This window comes from Alkalihalobacillus phoenicis (assembly GCF_047302405.1).
Lineage (GTDB): Bacteria > Bacillota > Bacilli > Bacillales > Bacillaceae_D > Alkalihalobacillus.
In genome coordinates this window covers 1,221,299-1,243,997 of record NZ_CP154853.1, presented here as the reverse complement: position 1 = coordinate 1,243,997, position 22,699 = coordinate 1,221,299, and the positions used below count along the sequence as shown (strand labels likewise).

Sequence of the window (22,699 nt, the reverse complement as noted above, 5' to 3'; positions counted from 1 at the left end):
TTTGCAGCCTATCTAGTATTCATATTTTATATAAAAAGAAATCCTCTGTCAATCCTTAATATTCTATACAGAAAGTTTCATTTCTAAACAACTCATCTCAATAAGGAAAAATAAACGAATATAAGACAAGCTCTACAAATAAAAATGAAATGACGGCAAAATTACAGAGTGGAAATCAACTAAAAACGATGAGGAGTGAAAAAATGAGTGAAAACTTAGACTGGACCATCCATGACCCTTATACGTATCAAAACTTATGTAACCTTGAACAACAAGTTATCGGCGTGCAAACGACACAAGGTTCCGTAAGAGGTGTGTTAAAACATGTTTATCCCGATCATATCATCGTCGAAATGGGCGGGACTCCCTTCTACATTAGAACACAGGAAATTGTCTGGTTCTTCCCAGCACGAGCAACATAAACATCGCTCACTTTCATACAAATGTTTCTAAAAAAGAAGGTTTTACATGAAAGGTGGGAACAAAGTTATGATGAAGCGAATTAATAAGCTCGCGATTGCTCTCCCTGTACCTGAGCATGGCGATATAAATGGTGCTTCTATTGTCCAAGAATTATTAGGTGGAGAATTTGGAGAAATGTCAACCTTGAACAATTATATGTTTCAATCCTTCAACTTTCGAGGTAAGAAAAAATTCAAACCTTTTTATGATCTGATCGCTAGTATTACGGCAGAAGAATTTGGCCATGTTGAGCTAGTAGCCAATACGATTAACTTAATGTCTTATGGCAATACACATCCTGGTGCTCCTGATACAGCTCCTTTACAAATTGGCAAAGATAAAAGGTATTCTTATCACTTTACAACAACGGCCCAAACGGCTTTTCCTGGTGACGGCATGGGCAACCCTTGGAATGGAAGTTATGTACATGGCAGCGGAGCTTTAGTAGAAGATCTCTTACACAATTATTCACTCGAAATTGGAGCGAGATTACACAAAATGCGTGTTTATGAAATGACCACAAACCCAACAGCGAGAGAGTTATGTGGTTATTTATTAGTGCGTGGTGGTACTCACATTATTGCTTATGCGAAAGCAATCGAAGTTGCTACAGGCGTTGAGATTGGCAAGATGCTCCCTGTACCAAGACCCGATAACAATGCCTTTGATCATGCCAAAAAATATATTGAACAAGGACTTTCTAATGTGTTATACACTTGGGGAGAAAAAGAATACCGTGACATTAATCAAATTTGGAAAGGGCCTAACCCTGAAACAGGGGAGCCTTTAAGAGTAATAGATGGAACCCCAGAAGGTGCCCCTATACCAGATTTAGAAGCTAAACCAGAAATGTTTGCTCCAGGACTTGACGAAGATGATTACGAAAAAATCTTAAAACGTCTAAAAGCCGGCTTATAAAATCGAGACCACTGAAAAAGGGGACGTTGCAAAAGATAAAAATAACCCATCCAGTCATCATAAAATGATTTTTGATGGGTTATTATCCTTTTGGTTTGAAGTCTGCTAACTCTATTCTAAGTTACAATGAAACCTAGCGTCTGGGGGCAGCCGCAAAGTATTTAGGACAACCCTTTTTGGTCCTGATTCTCTTTTTCCTTTATTTGAAGGTCCATCTTCTCTAATTGCTCTATAAACCGTTTCGATTTTAATGTAAGACCAACATATTCGTCATAATAGGTCGAAATAATCCATTTCAGTTCTTTTTTTGTATCATCTTTTAATGAAATTTTCCCTAATCGGTTTAAATCCATATAAAAGAATAAGCGTAATAACCTTGCCGTTTGCTCATTTATTCGCAGAGCATGATCATCCTTATACGCACACTGTCCGCAAAGAAATCCTGCTTCACGAATTGAAAAAGCAACGGGAATAAAAATTCCTTGACAACTTGCACAATGATCCAATTGTGGTTTCGCTCCCGCTACGGCCAACATCTTCATTTCATAAATACGTAAAAGGACTTCCGGGTCAATACCTTCATCTAAATAATGGAGCATTTGATAAACCAATTCAAATAAATACGGATTGATTTCTTTTTCTTCGGTTAATCGGTCCAACAACTCAACCACATAACTTGCATACGACGCTAAATAAAGATCATTACGGACCTCTTTAAACGAGTCAAGGATTTCACCTTGATTTAAAGTTCCTAGGCCTTGGTGTTTTTGGATTAAAAAAGTTCCGTATATAAATAGTTGAGATACAGAAGCTAATCGACTTTTAGGCTTTTTAGCCCCTCTTGCCATTACACCGATTTTCCCTAATTCTCGCGTGTATAAAGTGATTATTTTATTTGTTTCTCCATAATCAGATGAACGTATGATAATTCCTTCTACCTTTTGTAACATCTACTTCACCACTTTTAATAAACATGGTGCACAAACGTGATTAATGATTAGTAGGTGCGTCTAAATCTTCACTTACAGCTGCTGTCTCTTGTTCGAATTGTTGATCTGAGTCTCGTTCTAACTCTTTAATTAACAAATACATGTCAACGTTTCCTGTCATTGAAAAGACCTTCCAAGAAAAATCGAGCATCATCAGATTCCACCTTTCTTTGAAGATTACACTTAAACACGTCTTATCACTATCATGACCTTGTTTGCACGAATCATGTTATGGAATAATTACTAATTTATTTTCCTTGACAAATCGTAAATTTGTTTTATTATTTTATACTGTCTTTTGGCTTTAATGATCATGTATGTTTATTATAAGTGGATACAAGATCAAAAAACAATGGCCATTCGCACAGCCACTGCTTTTTCTTAACTTTAACCTAGCCCATTTTTTTCAAACGAGCTCCATCGTGATTAATATTCGTCTTCTCTAAAGCCATAATCCCGTAAGTGCGTTGATTTATTACGCCAATCTTTTTGAACTTTTACCCATAATTCTAAAAAGACTTTTGAACCTAAAAGGGCTTCAATATCAGCACGAGCTTGTTTTCCAACTTCTCGTAATACCTTCCCTTGTTTCCCAATGACAATCCCTTTTTGTGAATCACGTTCGACAATAACTGTTGCCCCGACATAAACAGTTTCACTGCCTTCTCTGCGTTTAATCTGCTCAATCACAACCGCAATCGAATGTGGCACTTCTTCCCTCGTCATATGTAAGACCTTTTCACGAACTAATTCGGCAATAATAAATCGTTCTGGATGATCGGTCACTTGGTCACTCGGGTAATATTGTGGCCCTTCATCTAAATAACCAACAATTTGTTCGAGTAATGTCGTCACATTATTTCCTTGTAAAGCCGATATTGGTACAACTTCATCAAAGTCATATTTTGTCCGATAGGTTTCAATCACACCTAACAGCTTCTCAGGATGAACTTGGTCAATTTTATTAATCACAAGGAATGTTTTGGCCTCGGTTTCTTTTAAACGTTCAATAATAAATTCTTCTCCTGGGCCAAACGATTCCGTTGCATCCACAACGTATAAGACAAGATCCACTTCTTTTAACGTATTTTTGGCGACCTTCATCATAAAGTCCCCTAATTTATGTTTCGGCTTATGAATACCAGGTGTATCAATAAAAACAATTTGAGCCTCATTAGTCGTATAGACGCCTTGCACTTTGTTACGTGTCGTTTGCGGCTTATCCGACATAATCGCTATTTTTTGACCGATTACTTGGTTAATTAATGTAGACTTCCCAACATTAGGTCGGCCAATAATCGAGACAAACCCTGATTTAAAACTTTTTTGATCGTTATTCATGTAAATCCTCCGATGTAAATGCTCCAGGTAATAATTCAGTAACAGTCGTTTCTTGAATTTCCCCTGATAAATTTGATAAATAAACTGATGTTGTTTGTTCACAAAGCTCGATCATAACTTGACGACACGCTCCACATGGCGAGCATGGTCCTTCCGTATCCGCCACAATCGCAACTGCTTTTACTTTTGTATTCCCGTCTGAATAGGCTTTAAACAATGCCGTTCTTTCCGCACAATTTGTTAAACCAAAAGAAGCATTTTCGATATTAGCCCCATGATAGATTTGACCATCATCCATTAATAAAGCAGCTCCTACTGGAAATTTAGAATAGGGAACATAGGCATTCTCCCTAGCCTTGAGGGCTTCTTTTATTAGCTTGTCCTTTTCCATAACATTCTCCTTCAATTATTAAAGTGATATTTTTTGTAAGTTATTAGTATTTCTATCTCTTTCACTTATTCCAGACTGGCAAGCCAACCAATTTATTTACTCTTGTGTAAATAAGAGGACTACCCTTTCTAATCTAAAATAGGAATCAGTTTGGGTGAGTCTGTTTACTCCGTGAGCTGCATGCCCTACGCGTTCCGCGGGTGAGTCGGGAGCCTCCTCGCTAACGCTGCGGGGTCTCCCATCCTTCACTATTCCCGCAGGAGTCTCCGGGCATTCCGCTCTCTCCGTTTGGATCCTTTGTTTTTTATGGACAACAAAATATCATTTGGAGCCACATTCATATTTAACATGTTCTTTACAGCAACAACCATAACTCTAACAATGGTGGTAAGAAAAGCATTAAGCCAATAATAGCAGCAAATAAACAGTAAACAAATACGGCGGCCGCCGCGATATCTTTGGCCCGTTTTGCTAATGGATGATAATCATCGGTAATCATATCAACCGTTCTTTCCACTGCTGTATTCATAATTTCCATTGAAAACATCCCAGCAATCACGAGTAATAATATCATCCATGATGTAAGGGAAAACGAAAGAATCCAAGCCGCCATGAGCGTCGTAGCCGCAATCACAAGATGAATTTGCATATTTTGTTCATTCTTTACTACATGCTTTAACCCTTGACAAGCATAACCGAAGGAACGAAGAAATCTCTTAAACCCTCTTTTCTGTCTATCTTGTAAGGCCATATTCATTTAGAATGTTTTCTTGTTTGGCAAACATCTCTTTTTCATCTGCATCAGTCATATGATCAAATCCGAGCAAATGCAAAAAGCCATGGACAACAAGAAAACCTAATTCTCTTTCAAAAGAATGGCCATATTCCTCTGCTTGAGCTCCAATTCGCGGAACGGAAATAATGATATCTCCTAAAACATTCGGAAGTCCTTCTGCGATAATTTCCTGTTCGTTTTCCCCTTGTTCATTCAGAGCAAAAGAAATGACATCAGTCGGTTGATCCTTATCCCGATACTCTCGATTGATTTCTTGAATTTCTTCGTCGGTTACAAAGGTTAAAGACAGCTCAATCTCTCCTACTAGACCTTCTGATTTTGCCGCACTTTCCAAAAGCTTTTCAACTAATTCTTGTTGCTTTTGATTAATATTATTTGTCTCATCAACGATATCAATCGTCATATTCATGCTTCTTAGTCTCCTTTTTTCTTCTCATCCTCTGGGTACTCAATTCTTTGATGGAATGTCCCTTTAAGCGTCTCACAAATCGAAATGGCCACTTGATCGAGCTCACGTAACGTTAAATCTGATTCATCAAACTGACCATCTTCTAACTTATCTTTAATAATTTTCCGCACAAGATTTTCAATTTTATCTGGTGTTGGTTTTTGCATAGAACGCACAGCTGCTTCTACACTATCAGCAATTTGGACAATCGCTCCAACCTTTGTTTGTGATTTTGGTCCAGGATAACGAAATTGTGATTCAGGTAATGAGGTCTCACTATCTTGGTTTGCCTTATGATAAAAGAACTTCAAAAGAGTCGTTCCGTGATGTTGTTCTGCTATATCTATGATTTCTTTTGGCATCTTATGTTTTCTAAGAAGATCAGCACCGTCATAAGGGTGAGCCGTTATAATGGTCGTGCTCAGCTGTGGTGATATTTTATCATGTGGATTCTCCATCCTCATTTGATTTTCAATAAAAAAATGTGGCCTTTTTGTTTTCCCTAAATCATGATAATAAGACGCCACTCGAGCAAGGAGCCCATTTTCACCAATTGACTCGCTGGCCGATTCTGCTAAGTTCCCAACCACAACACTATGATGATAGGTACCCGGAGCTTCCGTTAATATCCTTCTCAATAGAGGATGATTAGGGTTTGATAACTCAATTAATCTTGTTGTTGATAAAATGCCAAATCCAACTTCAAAAAACGGCAACAAACCTAACGTTAAGACAGCGGCCACAAAACCAGAAAACCAAACAAAACCAACATGTATTCCGATTTCGACCCAACCACTAGGAACAACCTTCATAAATAGTAGTGAGAGAACCGTTAAAATATTGACAGCTGAAACGTATAAACCAGCTCTTAAAATACGGGATACTCGATTCGATTCTCCTAAAAAGAATGCGGCAGAGATAGAACTAAAAAATAAATAAATTCCATACGTAAAATTAAAAGCACCTGCTGTATCATAGTTAAAGAAAATACTACCAATCACTGCAAAGATAAAGCTCATAAATACAGCGACTCGTTTACTTAAAAGGAGAGTGAGTAACATCGCTCCAACAGATACTGGCACTGCGTACCCTAACCCTGTGATACCTAAGCCTTCTAATAAGCTAAAAACCTTAATTAAGACAACTGTAAGCACAAAAATGAGTGTAAACATAACAAGGTGACTATTATTATGACGAAGACTTGTATTAGCCTCATTAATATGATATCCAATGACTGACATAATTAGTATGACGAGAATCGCCAACCCTATATAGGGATAAACATTTAAATCATCATCAAGTAAACCTACTAACCTAAGTTGTTCATAGATCTCATGGTTAACAATCTCGCCTTCTTTTACAATTAACTGACCTTCACGAATCATGACAGGTTCAACACTATCTGCTGTAGCTTGACGTAAACGCTCGGTCTCTTCAGCATCATAAATATAATTGGGAATGATAGCAAATGAAGCAATTTCCTGCATGGCGTTCACTAACCGATTACTTAATGTCGGCATTTCAATCGAGTTTTCGACTTCTTCTTTTTTCTCCGTTAAATCTCGAATCGAAATTTGCTCATTCATAATATCAAAAACAGCATTAGCCGTTGCTTCTTGAGCAATTTGTAATTGAGAGTCCGACGATTCTAAAAGCGTAATTATGGTTTCATCAGAAAGTTCATTGCTTGTCCCGATTGCCAAGGTTTCATGAATATAAGCTAGTTGCTCTTCTAGGATTTCTTCATCCGTGCGCGTTTCGATTTCAACTTCTTCGCCCTCTTCTAGTTCCTCTTCTAACCGCTCTTTAAGGGCTTCTTGTTCTGCTTCATAATCTGCTGCTACTTGCCTTACAAGTTCAAAAATATCATCCACTTTTCCGACTTGATTTTGGGCATATTCTTGTTTTAAATCATAAACGGGTCCAATCGCCGTTACTGCTTCTTTACGCCGGTCTTCGGTAGCCGCTTTATTTTCAACAGTAATAGGGGACCGAATATCTTGATCGACAGCTTGAGACAATCGAATCTCAATTTTGTCTGGGATTATATTCCCTAGCATTAATATGTAAAGTAAAACACCCATAGCAACAAGAAGAGATATTCTAATATAGCGATTTTCTCGAAGACGCTTCCACCAATTATATTGATCAATCGTTTTACTTTTCATCAAGGCATTCTCACCTCTTTTCGATTCCAGCTCAGCACAACATTTCCCTTGTCATTAAGGAGTAAAAATCATGGGCGTATAACCCATGACTACTCCTAGTAATTCTTATATAAAAATCGCCAAACTTATGTTAAAAGGGGTCTTTCATCGTCCTTTTTATCAGTCGATTCATAAGCTTGAATAATTCTTTGTACGAGTGAATGTCTAACCACATCAACTTGATGTAAATAAATAAACCCAATCGCTTGAATACCAGCTAACGTCTCTAAAGCTGTCTTTAAACCAGACTTTTTTCCTCTCGGTAAATCAATTTGTGTTAAATCACCATTAATCACCATTTTTGAACCGAAGCCTAATCTTGTAATGAACATTTTGATTTGTTCACTCGTTGTATTCTGAGCTTCATCTAAAATCACAAAAGCATCCTCTAACGTTCGCCCACGCATATAAGCAAGTGGTGCCACTTCAATTGTCCCTCGCTCCATTAACCTTGTTGTATGCTCAACCCCTAATACATCATGAAGTGCATCATAAATCGGTCGTAAATAAGGGTCGACTTTCTCTTTTAAATCGCCCGGTAAAAACCCTAAACTTTCGCCTGCTTCAACGGCTGGACGAGTTAAAACAATTCGTTTTACATGACCATCTTTTAAAGCCGTTACAGCCATAACAACAGCTAAATAGGTTTTTCCTGTACCAGCGGGGCCAATCCCAAAGACCATATCTTTTTGGTTAATCGCGGATACATAATGACGTTGGCCTAATGTTTTGGCGATAATCGACTTGCCCTTAATATTAGTCGTTATTTTCTCTTCGTATAAATCATGTAATTCTTCTAATTGATTGCGCTTCGCTAGTTGAACAGTATAAACGACATCGCGTTCTGATATCGCAACCCCTTTTCGAATCAATTGAATTAAAGCCGTTAATGTTTTCTCAACCGTGTCAATCGCAGTGCCCTCACCCGTTACAGTCACTTCCTCACCACGAGTAACAATCGACACCTGTAACAGCATTTCAATCTGCTTCAAAAATCGATCATTTGGTCCAAACAAAGCTTGCGTTTCATTCGTATTTTTCACATCTAACTTAAGCACTTTCACATCTGACAATAGCCTCAGTCTCCTTGAATAATCGGTTGTTCTTTCATGATATCTTCAACTACTTTATAATGAATCTTTAGTATAACTTTACCATTCTCAATCGTTTCGTGCAAAACTTTTTCTTCTATAATTTCTGTATCATCCGAGAACTGCTTATTCATCTCATCATGAGCAAACTGAATCGCTTTTTCAATCGCTTCCTCATCTGTATACGACCTTTCAAAAGGAGAGGTTTCATAAAGTGTCTGTTTTTTATAAGAAACCGGCAATTCCCACTTCAAAAAATGAAAAGGCGTAATATCTTCAAACGTTTCAAAATCAGAAAACTCCGGCTTACCAAATCCCCAGATTGGAAGATCCCAATCAAATAGTTGTAAGTAATGTTTGTCCTTTTGTTCGCCTGTTAAGGTCGTAAATAGACTTTCAATCGACTTCTCCACTTCGGCTCTGTACCAAACTTCACCACGAACGACCCCAACAGCCGGAACTAACTCTTGCTTCCCTTCTTGCCCAATATAACCAGAGATGAGAATATCCCCTTTTTGCACAAAATCATTCGGTTTTACCAACGCTTGACCGTGCTCAACAAAAATATCATGAATAATCGCTTTCTTTTTGGAAACAAGATGTCTCGGGTCCAAAAGCTCAGCCCGCTCTGGCAAAGTTTGTTCAACTACTTCAAATTGATAGGTCGTCCCTTTTTTCTTCACACCAACCCATGTCGCCCCATCTAATTGCTCGGTTACATAAGTTTGAATGTCTTCCTCACTTGGTAAATGGAACTGGAACTTCCCCCTTTTTATACCAATGTCATTCACTAACTTCACGAGCTGTGTTTCTACTTGAGGAGAAGCTCCTTTGACCTCAATACCCCAAACCATATTTGAACCGATAAACAACATAATCAAACATAAAAAAATCCCGAGTACAAAACCACTCCGTTTGAGCATTTTTTGATAGAAGAAAGGAAATCCATATCTAGTGGAAAAGTGGACTTTCGCTTCTGTTTTTTTGACGAGCGGTCTAATCCGATGCACGTCTTCTAAATCCATAAAAAACGATAAGCGCTCATCCCCAACCTTTTTAATCTTCCAAACATCGATCCCTTCTTCCAAACATCGATTTAAGAAATGTTCAGGAAACGGAGCATCAATATAAACACGTACATAACCTTGAATTCGTTTCAAAAAGAAATTTTTCACTAGTGCACCACCTTTTTGTCATGCTTTTATTCATTAATATAAGTCACTTGATCAATTCGCCCTTCTAATAAAAGTTCCTCAGGCAATATCGTCTTTATCACAAATGCATCCCCTTTAATTAATAGTTGTCCTTGCTTCAACCTCAAGCGTAATTCTTGATTCGAAAAGCGAAGGACCCCTCTATGATTTTCTATATAAATATGAAGTTGACCTACCATCGTTATCCGTGGTAAATCCATTAATATATCTGGAGGCAGCTGCCACTTATTTGTGACCCATGTTCTCATTTTATTTTTAAATTTCTTCATACTCCCCCTCCTTCTTTTCATTTTTATGTGCATAAGGAGTCGGTTATCACTCTTATTCAACGGAAATTAAGGAAAGTTCTTTTTTTAGCGGCAATTATGGCAACAAATTTTATTTATCGGTTGATTACTGTTAGATGGAGGAGAGGATAGAAATTTAAATAGGATAAATGGTGGTGGAAAGGCTAACACGGTTTTTTACACATCTAAGATTGGCAAGATTCAGAGAGACCACTGACAAACTCGGATATGAGCTTAATTGGTATTACTCGCTCTTTAGGAATCTTTGCAACGAATCATCGGGTTTTGGAAAAATTTTCTTCCATTAGAAAAATAAAATTTACTTCAGTAGTCCCTATTCAGATGGACGATATTGCTACAACTAAATTACACACCACTAGTTCTCTTCCAATTCCAAAACAAAAAACAGCCAACAAGAAGCTATTACACTTCTCATTGGCTGTTTTTGATATGGTATTTCTTTTACTAGTTGAATTCCATCCGATTCATTGAATGGAACAAAAAATTACCTTCTTGCACGCGGATAAGCACCTCTTGGGTTTCTACCTCGCGGAGGTCCGATCACTTCTGCCATCACGACAGCTCTCATCGCCTCTTTGCCTGAAAGATTATCGAAATTCAAGTTTAAACTCTCGGAAGATTTGTTTTTTCTCTGCTGTTGAGTTTGACGTTCAAACTTCCTCGCAGCCTCTTCTTGAGCTCTTCTTAATTGATCATAGGTTTCTTCTAGTCTTTCTCTTCCATTTGAGCGGGTATTCATTTCTGTTTCAGCAACATTTGAGTTTTGTACATTCCCATCAAGTGTTGGATAACGTTCAATTTTCGTTGGTGTTCCTGGTTCTTGTCTTTGTTCTTCTACCGGTTCTGGTTCAAAGAAAAGGTCACGCCAATCTTTAATTTCACGTTGTTCCGCCCTTTGGGTCTGCTCGGTTCCAGCCGTTTGACTTTGTTGTTGTCTGCCCGCTTGCCTTTGCGGAGCTCTTTGCTGGCCTGCTGGTCGTTGTTGCCTTTGCCCCTGCCCTTGCTGTTCTTCATTTGGTGGATTCTGACGCTTGAAGAAGCTAAAAAGAATCCCCATAATAATAATTAACACAAATGGATTTGCTAATAAAAATTCAAAAATGGACAAGCACTTTTCCTCCCTTCAAGAGAGATCAGCTATTGTTTCTATTCTTTACTTTTGGTTTTTATAATCGTCTGAATCGTCATCAGTTGCTTTACTGATTGAATCTCTCATATCTGTGTCAGCCATTACATTTTGATAATTCATGTAATCCATTACACCCATATGACCTTTACGTAACGCTTCAGAAAGAGCCATTGGAACTTCTGCTTCAGCTTCGACAACCTTCGCACGCATTTCCTCAACTCTTGCTTTCATTTCTTGCTCTTGAGCTACGGCCATTGCACGACGTTCTTCGGCTTTTGCTTGAGCAATCTTTTTATCTGCTTCCGCTTGGTCTGTTTGTAATTCAGCACCGATGTTTTTACCGATATCAATGTCAGCAATATCAATCGAGAGAATTTCAAAAGCCGTACCAGAATCTAACCCTTTTGATAAAACAGTTTGAGAAATCATATCTGGATTTTCAAGAACTTTTTTATGGTAATCTTGAGAACCGATTGTCGAAACAATCCCTTCACCAACACGAGCAATAATTGTTTCTTCACCAGCACCCCCGACTAAACGGTCGATGTTAGCACGTACAGTAATTCTTGCTTTCGCTTTTACTTCAATTCCGTCCATCGCCACACCAGCAATAAAAGGTGTTTCAATGACTTTAGGGTTAACGCTCATTTGAACCGCTTCTAATACGTCACGACCAGCTAAATCAATGGCAGCCGCACGTTCAAACGATAAATCAATATTAGCACGTTGGGCTGCAATTAAGGCGTTAACAACGCGGTCAACATTACCACCGGCTAAATAGTGTCCTTCTAGTTTAGCTGAGCTTAAATCAATACCTGCTTTTACTGCTTTAATTAATGGATTTACAACTCGTGCTGGAATAACTCGACGTAACCTCATCCCAACTAGTTCAAAAATTCCAATTTTCACTCCAGCCGCTAATGCTGAAATCCATAGCATTACTGGAACAAACGTAAATAATACTGACAATAGTACGATAATAATCGCAAGTGAAATTAATATAGTAATTGTCCCCGGATCAAAATCCATGTAAATTCCTCCCTTTAATTATCTTCTTTTTGCTCGCGTACAACAATACGTGAGCCAGCTGCCTTCACAACTATAACATTACTACCCTGTCCAATATATCTTCCTTCTGTAACAACGTCAAGGTATTCATTTCCGATTACAGCCGTTCCAGATGGTCGAAGTGGTGTAATCGCTTCACCCTTTACTCCGATTAAATCATTCCTTGTTTCGTTTGTAATGTATCCTGCATCTGATGTTGTCGCTGTATTTAGTACAATTTTTTTCCATGGTCCTTTATCACCGAAATAACGGAATAAAATAACCGATGCGACACCTGTTACAATGATGGCTATCACAATTGAAATGAGCATCCAAGCCGTTGAATAAGAACCTAATAGCATCCCAGCTAAAATCGCAATGATTCCTAGAATTCCAAAAAGGCCAAAACCAACGAGGAAGATTTCAATTAATATGAGAATGACTCCAACAATAAATAAAAGCATGGATTCCATTCCCGCAAAGCCTGCAATCATATGGCCAAAGAAAAATAATAATAATGCTGAAATGCCCATAATTCCTGGAATTCCAAATCCAGGTGAATAAAGCTCTAAAACAAGTCCTAAACTACCGATAGACAGTAAAATCGGAATCACAACTGGATGAGTAACGATTCGGGCAATTTGTTCAGCTACAGTTACTTCCATTTGAATTTCATGAGCGCCTTCTAACTCTAAAAACTCAAGGATTTCGCTACGATTATTAACAATCGCTTCGGCATACTCTACATCCATTGCCTCCTGAGCATTTAAAGTTAAGAACTCACCAGGACCCGAACCTAACTCAGGCAAATCATAACGATTATCAGCCATCGCAAGAGCATATAAAGGATCACGGTCATTTAATTCCGCTGCCGCCTGCATTCGGCTTAACCAGTAGGATTGCGTTTTCTCTTCTGCCGCATTCCCCGCTCCATCAATGACACCTGCCGAACCCATACTTCCCGTTGGGGCCATCACAATATTATCCGCATTTAAAGCGATATACGCTCCAGCTGATATCGCATCTGTATTCACATAAGCTGTAATTGGAATATCCGTATTGCCCATTAACTTTGCGATGTCATTCGCTGCATCAACCGCCCCACCTGGCGTATGAATATCAAGAATAATATGGTCTGCCCCTTCTTCAATTGCCTCACTAAAACCTCGCTCTAAAAAAGCGAGTAATCCTCGCTCCACTGTCTGTTCAACTGGAATATAATAAACAACCGGGTCATTTGGTGAACGGGTTTCTCCACTAGATGTGAGTGGGAGGAGAACAAAGGCAAATAGGATACAAAGCAACGAGCCTGTCATCCTAACATACCGCACATACATTTCCTCCTTTCTATGTAGTCTTACTTTTTATACGATTGAAGAATAAAAAGGTTTCATTTCTATTAAATTTTATCATAAAAAGAGGGTAAAACCTAGAAAACGCTCTGTTTCTAACAAAATTAGAAACAGAGCGTTTTATTTTCATTCATTATGATAAGTGTTGTTGCACGAGACGATTCACTAATCCACCATCAGCTTTTCCTTTAACCTTAGGCATTAATGCACCCATGACCTTACCCATGTCTGCTTTTGATGAAGCACCCACTTCAGCAATTGTATCAACTACAATTTGATTGAGGTCTTCTTCGGAAAGCTGTTCTGGCATATAAATCTCTAAAATCGCAATCTCATCGCGGATCTTAGAAGCTAAGTCTTCACGGTCTGCTTGCTCAAACTCATGGAGGGAATCCCTGCGTTGCTTTAGTTCGCGATTTAAAACCGTTAGGCTATCGTCATCCGTTAACTCACGACCTACTTTAATTTGCTCGTTTTGTAACGAAGCTTTCACCATCCGGATTACAGAGAGCTTTAACTTATCTTTATTTTTCATCGCATTCTTCATATCTGTGTTCAAACGTTCAAGAAGACTCAATGAATCCACCCTCTCAATTAGAACTTACGTTTTCTTGCTGCTTCAGATTTCTTTTTACGTTTCACACTTGGCTTTTCATAGTGCTTACGCTTTTTAACCTCAGCCAACGTACCTTCTTTAGAGAGTGATCTCTTGAAGCGACGAAGTGCAGCATCAATCGATTCGTTTTTGCGAACACGAGTTTCTGCCATAATATATCCCTCCCTCCGAAACAACCAACTCATACGTACAAAATAATAAAATAAATGCACGTCTCAATAAATTATAATATATCAATTGTTATCAGTCAACTTAAAATTGCCACATTTAAACACAATTCCATATGTATTTTACTTTTTTATGCCTATTTTTCCCCATCAAAAAAAATAGACATGCTTGGACACCTTCGACCATAGAGTAGAAAAGGAGGTGACCCTATGTTTAAAGAAGTGTTTTCCTTATTAGCCGTGTTTATCGGTCTCTTTTTATTCGGAATGATCGTATTAAGAACTGGGTTTGCACAAATTGGTGAGGAACGTTTACGAAACTCAATATTAAAAATGACTGATTCCACTTGGAAAGGACTTCTCGTCGGAATGGTCATCACCGCTATTATTCAGAGCAGTTCGGCCATCATGGTGATTGTGATCGCCTTAGTAGCAGCTAAACTTTTAACATTTCAACATTCCATTGGCATTATATTAGGGGCAAACATTGGCACGACGGTCACCACAGAGCTAATCGCCTATGAATTTTCGGCTTTTATTGTGCCTTTTTTATTTTTTGGCTTTATTTTTCTATTGTTCCCAGGCAAATTAGCCTACGCTCTTGGCTGCCTCACTTTTGGACTTGCCTGCATATTTATTGCAATGAATGGACTCCAGGATTTAGCCCATCCGTTAGCATCAATTTCATGGGTGCATAATTTTTTTAATATAACGAATGAGCATCACCTACTCGGTATTGCGATCGGTGGCGTTTTAACAGCGATTATCCATTCTAGTACCGCAACAGTCGCCATTGCCATGGGTTTTATTAGCGATCAAATTTTGTCATTACCAGCAGCGATCGCCATTATGCTAGGAGCGAATATTGGAACATGCATGACCGCCTACATCGCAAGCATCGGGGCTGGGCAAAGTGCTAAATTAGTAGCCTACGCTAATATTTGGCTCAATGTATTTGGTGTTCTCTTATTTATTCCAATGATCGGTCTACTCAGTTCATTTGTCGAAATGCTAACAAGCAATACGATGATGCAGCTCGCACATTCTAGTTTAATTTTCAATTTAGTCTGTTCTTTATTAATGCTACCATTCGTTCCGCTATTCACTCGGTTTATTACTTTTATGCACCAAAAGGAAACGATTTCTAATTAACTTTTGGCAACGATTTTTGGATGGGCTTTTTATTACGGGTTGTCACATAACTATGGATAATCATCCCAGCCATAATAAATCCTAAGCCAATCAAAGCTCCAAATGAAGGGAGGTTCCCTGAAAGTAAAATGATTTCACCAATTAAGGCAAACAATACGGCACCAGATTGAGTTGCCTCTACTGCTGCTAAATTTTCAGCATCACCACGAACTAAATCAGTGGCCCAAAAAAATAAAACCGTGGCAATAACTCCAGCGAAAAGGGCTACTAAAAAGGTTTGCAACACTTGCTGAGATGGTGGTGGACCTTCGACAACGAAGCCGTAACTAAATAGCAAAAGCCACCAAGGCAAACTCGCAATCGTCATACCAAGTACCCTTTGAAAGCTATCCAGTCTCCCTTGGCATTTCTCCATCATTTTGCGATTACCTAAAGGATAGGCAAATGCCGCAATCGTTACAGGAATCACACTTAACAAAAAGAGCTGTAATGTTATCACCTCGCTTTGTTGCAATTGAATGATTAACACACCAACCAAAATAATTAAGGATGGCCAAAGAGCTTTTAATGGAATCCGTTGCTTCACTTTTAGTTGTTTGCCATCTTTTTCAATCGTCATAAAAAATAAAGGGGATAGGAGCAATCCAGCAACGATTGTCATTTGCCAAGTGCCCGCAATAAGCCAACCTGGCCCATAGGCAGCGGCATAAGTAATCGGGGCATAAAATAAAACAAAACCGACAAAGCTCCAAATGAGCCAATAACTGGGGGCTTTTTTCATTTCAGCCCAGAGCGACCTTAACCCACCTCGAAAAGAAACAATCAGCACTAAAAAAGGAATCATAAATAAAAAACGTAAAGAGGCGCTATAATACCAGCTTCCCCCTTCTAAATCAATCGAACGATTAATAATAAAAGTTGAAGAAAAAAAGATTGATGCAATGATACCAATTACAATCGCCTTCATCGGCTCTCCCCATTTCTATCCGTAGTTTTTTCTCTCTTTGTTCATGATGATCTTCGTATAAACGTTTGCATTGGACTAAGCTTAATATACATCCAAAAAAACAACAACAAAATGTATAGAAAAGAGTGCATCGGTATTATTATACGATGCACCCTCATCATTCTTAATAATCAGAAGAACCTTCTAATCCTTGTACAATCGAGACACCTGCACTAGCTCCAATTCTTGTTGCTCCTGCTTCAATCATCGCTTGGGCTGTTTCTAAATCTCTCACTCCACCTGAAGCCTTTACCCCTACGTCTGGCCCCACTGTTTTTCTCATCAGTGAAATATCTTCTACCGTCGCACCACCCGTTGAAAAGCCTGTAGATGTTTTCACAAAATCAGCACCTGCAGTTACAGCCAATTGACAAGCAAGCACTTTTTCCTCATCTGTTAATAAACAAGATTCAATAATAACTTTTGTTAAGGCTTTCCCTTTTGCCGCCTCAACAACAGCTCGAATATCTTGTTCCACATAGTCACGGTCGCCCGCTTTTAAAGCAGCAACATTAATGACCATATCAACCTCTGTTGCTCCTTTTTGGATCGCATCCTCTGTTTCAAATGCTTTCGTTTCAGAAGTAGACGCCCCTAATGGAAAACCGATTACTGTACAAACTTTCACTTCGTCCTTCACTTCAACTAACTTTTGGGACGCAAGCTTTACCCATGTTGGATTTACACATACAGAAGCAAAACGATATTCTTTTGCTTCCTCACATAACTTAATAATTTCTTCTTTAGTTGTATCCGCTTTTAAAGCCGTATGATCAATATATCTTGCCATATTCGTTGTCATCTTATCGTATCCTTTCTTCCCTTAAAGTTGTACGAACCTCTATTATATTACCATAATCTTGATATGAACTCTAGCTTCGGTTAGCAACCAGTCAAAAGTAGCCTTAGCAGACCGAAAAAAGGCTTGGACAAAATCCTCCTCTGATCTAAAAGCCGGTAACATTTTACTCGTTGTAAAATGTTACCGGCTTTCGTTCTATATTATCGGAACCGAAGTGGAGGCAACGAATGGCGTTCAACTCACCGCTCCCGAAAATCATGCTCCGCTAGGGCACAGGGGAATCTCCGTTTTTATGCTTGTAGATAATAGCGTGAAGTAACAAAACTCAAATTGAAAAATAAGGAACCGAAAAACAACTAAAATATGTTCTTCGGACTCGTTTTTTACTTTCTATAGCTAGTTATATCCCAGCCTCTTCTTCATTAAATAACTTAGCTATTTGCTACTTGTTTAAGAGAAGGCTCTTCGTCCATAACGCGAACAAATTCACCTTCACTATACGGATAGCCAGCTTTCGTTAATTTAATTTTAATAATTTTTCCGATCATCTCAGCTGGTACATTTACTTTTACTTTTAAATAATTATCCGTGTACCCAATAAGAACTCCACTGTCTGGATTGTCTTTATCTTCTTCCTCAGGGATCATCTCAAGAACATCACCTTCAAAATGGGAGGCATACTCTTTTGCTAGTTGATCAGAAAGCTGAATAAGCTTATGCACTCGTTCATTTTTTACTTCTTCATCAACTTGCTCTTCCATTCTTGCTGCTGGTGTTCCTGTTCGTTTTGAATACGGAAAAACATGAAGTTCACTAAATTTATGTTTAGCAATAAAATCAAAAGTCTCTTGAAATTCTTCTTCTGTTTCTCCTGGAAAGCCTACAATTACATCCGAAGTAACTGCAAGACCAGGAAGAACTCCTTTTAATTTTTCAATTCGCTCAGCAAAAAATTCCATCGTATATTTACGACGCATTCTCTTTAAAACCGTATTCGAACCCGATTGAATCGGAATATGCAAATGACGAACTACTTTTTCAGACCGGTCAATAACATCGATCACTTCATCGGTTAATTGACTTGCCTCAATCGAAGAAATACGAATACGTTTCAATCCTTCAATTTGCTCTAAATCTTCTAAAAGCCGAGCAAGACTATAATCTTTTAAATCTTCTCCGTATCCACCTGTATGAATTCCCGTTAAAACAATTTCTTTATACCCAGCTTCGACAAGTTGATTCGCCTGACTAATGACTTCTTTAGGATCCCTTGAACGCATCAACCCACGTGCCCAAGGGATAATACAGAATGTACAAAAGTTATTACAGCCTTCTTGAATTTTTAATGAAGCACGTGTACGATCCGTAAATGATGGTACATCCAACTCTTCATATACACGGCTTTTCATAATATTCCCTACACCGTTAATCGGTTGACGTTCTTCTTTATATTGCTCAATATAATCAAGCATCTTTACTCGATCCTGTGTACCGACGACTATGTCAACACCTGGTATTGCCATAATTTCAGCAGGGGATGTTTGAGCATAACATCCTGTCACACAAATAACCGCATCTGGATTTTTACGAATCGCTCGACGAATCACTTGACGGCTTTTTTTATCTCCGGTATTTGTCACGGTACATGTATTAATAACATAAACGTCTGAATGTTTTTCGAAATCTACTTTTTCATAATCACGTGCTTTAAATAACTGCCAGATCGCTTCTGTCTCATAATGGTTTACTTTACATCCTAATGTATGAAATGCAACTGAAGGCATCTTCTTCACCTCAACAACTCTAATTGATAGGACAGAGCAGCCAATACATATAAAGAGGCTGTTTCTGTCCTTAAAATCCGTGGCCCTAACCCACATATTTTGGCTCCAACTTGCTCAAGCTGTTGCACTTCCTCCGTAGATAAGCCCCCTTCAGGACCAATCACTACTAAGATGGAATGCTCGTTTTCAAGCGTTTGGAGCACGTTTACTAACTGACTTTTTTCATTTTGTTTCGCTACTTCTTCATAAGCGACTAAAACCTGATCAAAATGTTTGCTTTGTTCTATAAGCCCTTTAAAGGATACGGAGTTTTCAACAGCTGGGACTTTCGCTCGGTAAGACTGTTCTGCTGCTTCTTTTGCAATTTTTTGCAGTCGCTCAATCTTTTTACGTGATTTTTTTTCATCCCATTTTACAATCGCTCTAGCTGTTTGGACAGGAATAAAACGAGAAGCTCCCAACTCCGTCCCTTTTTGAACAATATAATCAAGCTTGTCCCCTTTTGGTAAACCTTGAGCAATCGTGACATGAACAGGAAGTTCTGTATTTAAATCAATCACTTCCATTGGTTTAACCGTCACTTCTTCGGCACTTACTTCTAGCAATTGACAAAGATAAGCTCCTTCACGTTCAGAAAGACAAATAATCGAATCTCCACTTTCCATTCGCATCACTCGGGTTATATGTTTTGCATCTTCGCCTGTTATTAAAAACTGATCCTGCTTAATTTGTTCAACAAAATATCGTTGCAAAAGACACTACCTCACTTTTACTCGGGTTCACCATTTTTTGCGATGATTGCTACCCAATCTTCCATTTCCACTACTTCTTCAATGATGAAACCAGCTTCTAGTAAAGAACCCTTTACTTCCTGCTTTTTGCGTTTAATGATTCCTGATGTAATAAATCGTCCACCTGGTTTAAGAATCGCTGCCGCATCTTGTGTAAAACGAACAATGATTTCAGCTAAAATATTGGCGACAATAACATCATGTGGCCCTGATACACCTTCAAGTAAATTATTTTGTTTGACTTCAATTTGATTTGAAAGCTGATTTAATTCAATGTTCGCTCGGGCACTTTGAACGGCGACCTCATCTAAATCCATACTAAGAATTTGACTTGCTCCAAGCTTTGCCGCAGCGATACTTAACACACCTGAGCCTGTCCCGACATCGACGACGCTCTCATTGCCTTTTAAGACCTTTTCTAATGCTTGAATACATAAAACAGTCGTCGGGTGGGTCCCTGTACCAAAAGCCATCCCAGGGTCAAGTTCGATAATCATTTCGCCTTCGTATGGAGTATACTCCTCCCACGTTGGGACGATCGTTACATGCTGAGAGACTTTAACAGGCTTATAGTATTTTTTCCACGCTGTTGCCCATTCTTCTTCTTTTACTTCCGTCAGCTTCACTTTATTGAAGCCTAGATCAATATTGTATTGAGATAAACCATTGATCGAAAGCGTCACTTCATCAATCGTCTCGGCTAAAAAACTATTCCCCAGAAAATAAGCTTTTACAATAACTCCATCTTCAGGGTAGTCATCTGGAGAGAGTTGGTAAATTTCACCGAAACGAACACCCCAATCTTTCACAAGGTCTGATGGGTCTTCAATGACAACACCACTCGCACCTGCTTCATGTAAAATGTTTGAAACAGGCTCTACCGCTTCCTGGGTCGTATGAATACTAAATTCCGTCCATTTCATAAAAATCTCCAACTCCATCCAAATAATATTTATCGTTCCTATTCCCTTACTCGATCAACTGAAAGAAGAAACACTTGTTTTACAAGGTTGAGACAAAAAAGTTTTTGCTAATGAGAATTCCAACCGTAATGGTAGGTGATACCTTCACATTTGCTCCAGAAATACACTCGCTTTTTAAGGCCACTGAAAAAAGGTCTACTCGTTAAAATATGGTTACATTAGTTAGCATACTCCGCCAGCTCCATACCCTACGCGTTCCGCGGGTGAATCGGGAGCCTCCTCACGACGAGTCGCTGCGGGGTCTCCCGTATTTCACTTATCCCGCAGGAGTCTCCAGGTATTACGCTGGCTCCGTTTTGGTTAATAAAAAAACGTTTGCTGCTATGAATGCCGCTCTAATGAATAACCTAATTGCCTAGGATTCTTTCTCATCAAGGTTGAGCATGAGACTTTTTCAGTGTCTACGTCTATTTCCTCTGCTAAAGTTGTATGGGTTCGTATTCTCAGTTAAACATTAGTTTTGTACAGCCTCTTTTTGTTTCTTAAGGGGATTACTCCCCTTTAAAAGCTCTTCTTACTTTACCAAAGAAACTATCATTTTGTTCATCCGGTTTGCCACCAGAAAGTGTCGCAAATTCTCGGATAATATCCTTTTCTTTTTCAGATAGGTTTTTTGGAACGACGACACGTACTTTCACATGCTGGTCGCCTTGACCTCTGCCGTGTACGTTCGGTACCCCTTTTCCACGTAGTCTAAAGTTCGTACCCGTTTGTGTTCCTGCTGGTATTTTTAACTTTACTTTACCATTTAATGTTGGCACTTCGATTTCATCACCTAATGCGACTTGAGCAAAAGTTAATGGCATCTCGCAATAAATATCGTCTCCTTCACGTTCAAAGAACTCATGTGATTTTACGTTAAAGACAACGAATAAATCACCTGGAGGTCCCCCGTTTGTGCCTGGCTCACCTTGTCCGGAAACACGTAACTGTTGCCCGTGATCAATACCCGCCGGAACTTTTACGCTAATTTTTTTGCGTTTGCGTACTTTCCCTTTTCCGCCACAAGTAGAGCATTTATGTTTGATTTGCTTACCCGTTCCCTCACAATGATGACAAACACGACGGTTAACGACACGACCAAATGGTGTATTTTGCTCAACGCTCATTTGACCAGTACCCGAACAATGCGAACATGTTTCCGGTTTTGTCCCTGGTTTCGCACCAGATCCGTCACAAGTCGTACACTCTTCTTCTCTTGGAATTTCGATTTCTGTATCTTTACCAAAGACAGCTTCTTTAAATTCCATAGTCATTGTGTATTGAAGGTCAGCTCCTTGACGAGGGGCATTTGGATTTCTTCTACCGCCACCACTGCCGCCGAAGAACATATCAAAAATATCACCAAAACCACCAAAATCTCCTGCACCTGCTCCACCAAAACCTTGATTTGGATCCGTGTGACCAAATTGATCATAATGGGATTTCTTTTGAGGATCACTTAAAACATCATATGCTTCTTTTACTTCTTTAAATTTCGCCTCTGCATCAGCAGCTTTATTGACATCAGGATGATATTGGCGCGCCAATTTACGATACGCCTTTTTCATCTCGTCAACAGAAGCTCCTTTTTCGACACCGAGGACGTCATAGTAATCTCGTTTACTCATTCCATCCACTCCCTGAATCTATTCATCGATATTCATTTTATTTGTATTCAACGACAAGTCAAAATGAATCGTTTATTTACGGTTATTATCCCAAA

24 protein-coding genes are annotated in these 22,699 nt (G+C 38.8%); 3 read left to right on the top strand and 21 right to left on the bottom strand.

Translation table 11 applies throughout. The features are described from left to right. Nucleotides 1-203 precede the first annotated feature (203 nt). Together AA0017_RS05845 and AA0017_RS05840 are read left to right on the top strand one after the other, a co-directional pair. A complete protein-coding gene (locus AA0017_RS05845; protein ID WP_413380142.1) occupies nucleotides 204-422 on the top strand; it encodes a YuzF family protein in 219 nt (72 codons plus the stop codon). 67 nt (nucleotides 423-489) lie between these two features. After that, nucleotides 490-1,380 carry a manganese catalase family protein gene (locus AA0017_RS05840; RefSeq protein ID WP_413380141.1) on the top strand — a complete coding sequence of 297 codons (891 nt, stop codon included), beginning with the start codon at nucleotides 490-492 and terminating at the stop codon, nucleotides 1,378-1,380. Between the two features lie 161 nt (nucleotides 1,381-1,541). Here the strand turns inward: AA0017_RS05840 and recO are convergent, their stop codons facing one another. From recO to rpsU, 15 genes are all read right to left on the bottom strand, one after another. After that, nucleotides 1,542-2,330 (bottom strand): DNA repair protein RecO, encoded by a 789-nt coding sequence (gene recO / locus AA0017_RS05835; protein ID WP_413380140.1) that lies wholly within the window; start codon nucleotides 2,328-2,330, stop codon nucleotides 1,542-1,544. A 40-nt stretch (nucleotides 2,331-2,370) separates the two neighbouring features. Further along, a complete protein-coding gene (locus AA0017_RS05830) occupies nucleotides 2,371-2,520 on the bottom strand; it encodes a YqzL family protein (protein ID WP_413380139.1) in 150 nt (49 codons plus the stop codon). Nucleotides 2,521-2,795: 275 nt separating this feature from the next. Continuing rightward, on the bottom strand, nucleotides 2,796-3,710 hold the full coding sequence (era, locus tag AA0017_RS05825) for a GTPase Era (RefSeq protein WP_413380138.1): 915 nt from the start codon (nucleotides 3,708-3,710) through the stop codon (nucleotides 2,796-2,798). After that, nucleotides 3,703-4,101: a cytidine deaminase gene (locus AA0017_RS05820; RefSeq protein ID WP_413380137.1), complete on the bottom strand. Its 399-nt coding sequence runs from the start codon at nucleotides 4,099-4,101 to the stop codon at nucleotides 3,703-3,705. The genes era and AA0017_RS05820 overlap by 8 nt, the downstream gene beginning before the upstream one ends. Before the next feature lie 355 nt (nucleotides 4,102-4,456). Beyond that, nucleotides 4,457-4,858 carry a diacylglycerol kinase family protein gene (locus AA0017_RS05815; protein ID WP_413380136.1) on the bottom strand — a complete coding sequence of 134 codons (402 nt, stop codon included), beginning with the start codon at nucleotides 4,856-4,858 and terminating at the stop codon, nucleotides 4,457-4,459. Beyond that, nucleotides 4,836-5,306 carry an rRNA maturation RNase YbeY gene (gene ybeY, locus AA0017_RS05810; protein ID WP_413380135.1) on the bottom strand — a complete coding sequence of 157 codons (471 nt, stop codon included), beginning with the start codon at nucleotides 5,304-5,306 and terminating at the stop codon, nucleotides 4,836-4,838. Before ybeY ends, AA0017_RS05815 begins: the two co-directional genes overlap by 23 nt. 5 nt (nucleotides 5,307-5,311) lie before the next feature. Further along, nucleotides 5,312-7,513 carry an HD family phosphohydrolase gene (locus AA0017_RS05805; protein ID WP_413382423.1) on the bottom strand — a complete coding sequence of 734 codons (2,202 nt, stop codon included), beginning with the start codon at nucleotides 7,511-7,513 and terminating at the stop codon, nucleotides 5,312-5,314. Between the two features lie 125 nt (nucleotides 7,514-7,638). Further along, a complete protein-coding gene (locus AA0017_RS05800) occupies nucleotides 7,639-8,625 on the bottom strand; it encodes a PhoH family protein (protein WP_413380134.1) in 987 nt (328 codons plus the stop codon). A gap of 5 nt (nucleotides 8,626-8,630) precedes the next feature. After that, the gene (gene yqfD, locus AA0017_RS05795) at nucleotides 8,631-9,818 is read right to left on the bottom strand and encodes a sporulation protein YqfD (protein ID WP_413380133.1); all 1,188 of its coding nucleotides are present in this window, start codon (nucleotides 9,816-9,818) and stop codon (nucleotides 8,631-8,633) included. Nucleotides 9,819-9,844: 26 nt separating this feature from the next. Further along, nucleotides 9,845-10,126, bottom strand: coding sequence for a sporulation protein YqfC (yqfC, locus tag AA0017_RS05790; protein WP_003323316.1), 282 nt, complete (start codon nucleotides 10,124-10,126; stop codon nucleotides 9,845-9,847). Nucleotides 10,127-10,649: 523 nt separating this feature from the next. Next, complete coding sequence (locus AA0017_RS05785) at nucleotides 10,650-11,273, bottom strand: hypothetical protein (RefSeq protein ID WP_413380132.1); 624 nt, start codon at nucleotides 11,271-11,273, stop codon at nucleotides 10,650-10,652. Nucleotides 11,274-11,318: 45 nt separating this feature from the next. Continuing rightward, a complete protein-coding gene (gene floA / locus AA0017_RS05780) occupies nucleotides 11,319-12,323 on the bottom strand; it encodes a flotillin-like protein FloA (RefSeq protein ID WP_413380131.1) in 1,005 nt (334 codons plus the stop codon). 14 nt (nucleotides 12,324-12,337) lie between these two features. Next, nucleotides 12,338-13,678 (bottom strand): NfeD family protein, encoded by a 1,341-nt coding sequence (locus AA0017_RS05775; protein WP_413380130.1) that lies wholly within the window; start codon nucleotides 13,676-13,678, stop codon nucleotides 12,338-12,340. Nucleotides 13,679-13,826: 148 nt separating this feature from the next. Continuing rightward, complete coding sequence (locus tag AA0017_RS05770; protein WP_413380129.1) at nucleotides 13,827-14,270, bottom strand: GatB/YqeY domain-containing protein; 444 nt, start codon at nucleotides 14,268-14,270, stop codon at nucleotides 13,827-13,829. Between the two features lie 17 nt (nucleotides 14,271-14,287). Then, nucleotides 14,288-14,461: a 30S ribosomal protein S21 gene (gene rpsU, locus AA0017_RS05765; protein ID WP_003323311.1), complete on the bottom strand. Its 174-nt coding sequence runs from the start codon at nucleotides 14,459-14,461 to the stop codon at nucleotides 14,288-14,290. Nucleotides 14,462-14,686: 225 nt separating this feature from the next. On the opposite strand from rpsU, the gene AA0017_RS05760 reads away from it, so the two are divergent. Continuing rightward, nucleotides 14,687-15,628, top strand: a complete 942-nt coding sequence (locus AA0017_RS05760; RefSeq protein WP_413380128.1) for a Na/Pi symporter — start codon at nucleotides 14,687-14,689, stop codon at nucleotides 15,626-15,628. On the opposite strand, the gene AA0017_RS05755 is transcribed toward AA0017_RS05760, so the two are convergent. The 6 genes from AA0017_RS05755 to dnaJ form a co-directional block, all read right to left on the bottom strand. Then, nucleotides 15,621-16,595: a multidrug resistance efflux transporter family protein gene (locus AA0017_RS05755; RefSeq protein WP_413380127.1), complete on the bottom strand. Its 975-nt coding sequence runs from the start codon at nucleotides 16,593-16,595 to the stop codon at nucleotides 15,621-15,623. The genes AA0017_RS05760 and AA0017_RS05755 overlap by 8 nt on opposite strands. 163 nt (nucleotides 16,596-16,758) lie before the next feature. Then, nucleotides 16,759-17,436: a deoxyribose-phosphate aldolase gene (gene deoC, locus AA0017_RS05750; RefSeq protein ID WP_413380126.1), complete on the bottom strand. Its 678-nt coding sequence runs from the start codon at nucleotides 17,434-17,436 to the stop codon at nucleotides 16,759-16,761. A gap of 431 nt (nucleotides 17,437-17,867) precedes the next feature. Further along, nucleotides 17,868-19,220, bottom strand: coding sequence for a tRNA (N(6)-L-threonylcarbamoyladenosine(37)-C(2))-methylthiotransferase MtaB (gene mtaB / locus AA0017_RS05745; protein WP_413380125.1), 1,353 nt, complete (start codon nucleotides 19,218-19,220; stop codon nucleotides 17,868-17,870). Nucleotides 19,221-19,225: 5 nt separating this feature from the next. After that, the gene (locus AA0017_RS05740; RefSeq protein ID WP_413380124.1) at nucleotides 19,226-19,972 is read right to left on the bottom strand and encodes a 16S rRNA (uracil(1498)-N(3))-methyltransferase; all 747 of its coding nucleotides are present in this window, start codon (nucleotides 19,970-19,972) and stop codon (nucleotides 19,226-19,228) included. Between the two features lie 17 nt (nucleotides 19,973-19,989). Next, nucleotides 19,990-20,934, bottom strand: coding sequence for a 50S ribosomal protein L11 methyltransferase (prmA, locus tag AA0017_RS05735; RefSeq protein WP_413380123.1), 945 nt, complete (start codon nucleotides 20,932-20,934; stop codon nucleotides 19,990-19,992). Nucleotides 20,935-21,485: 551 nt separating this feature from the next. Continuing rightward, a complete protein-coding gene (gene dnaJ, locus AA0017_RS05730) occupies nucleotides 21,486-22,604 on the bottom strand; it encodes a molecular chaperone DnaJ (protein WP_413380122.1) in 1,119 nt (372 codons plus the stop codon). Nucleotides 22,605-22,699: the final 95 nt, after the last annotated feature.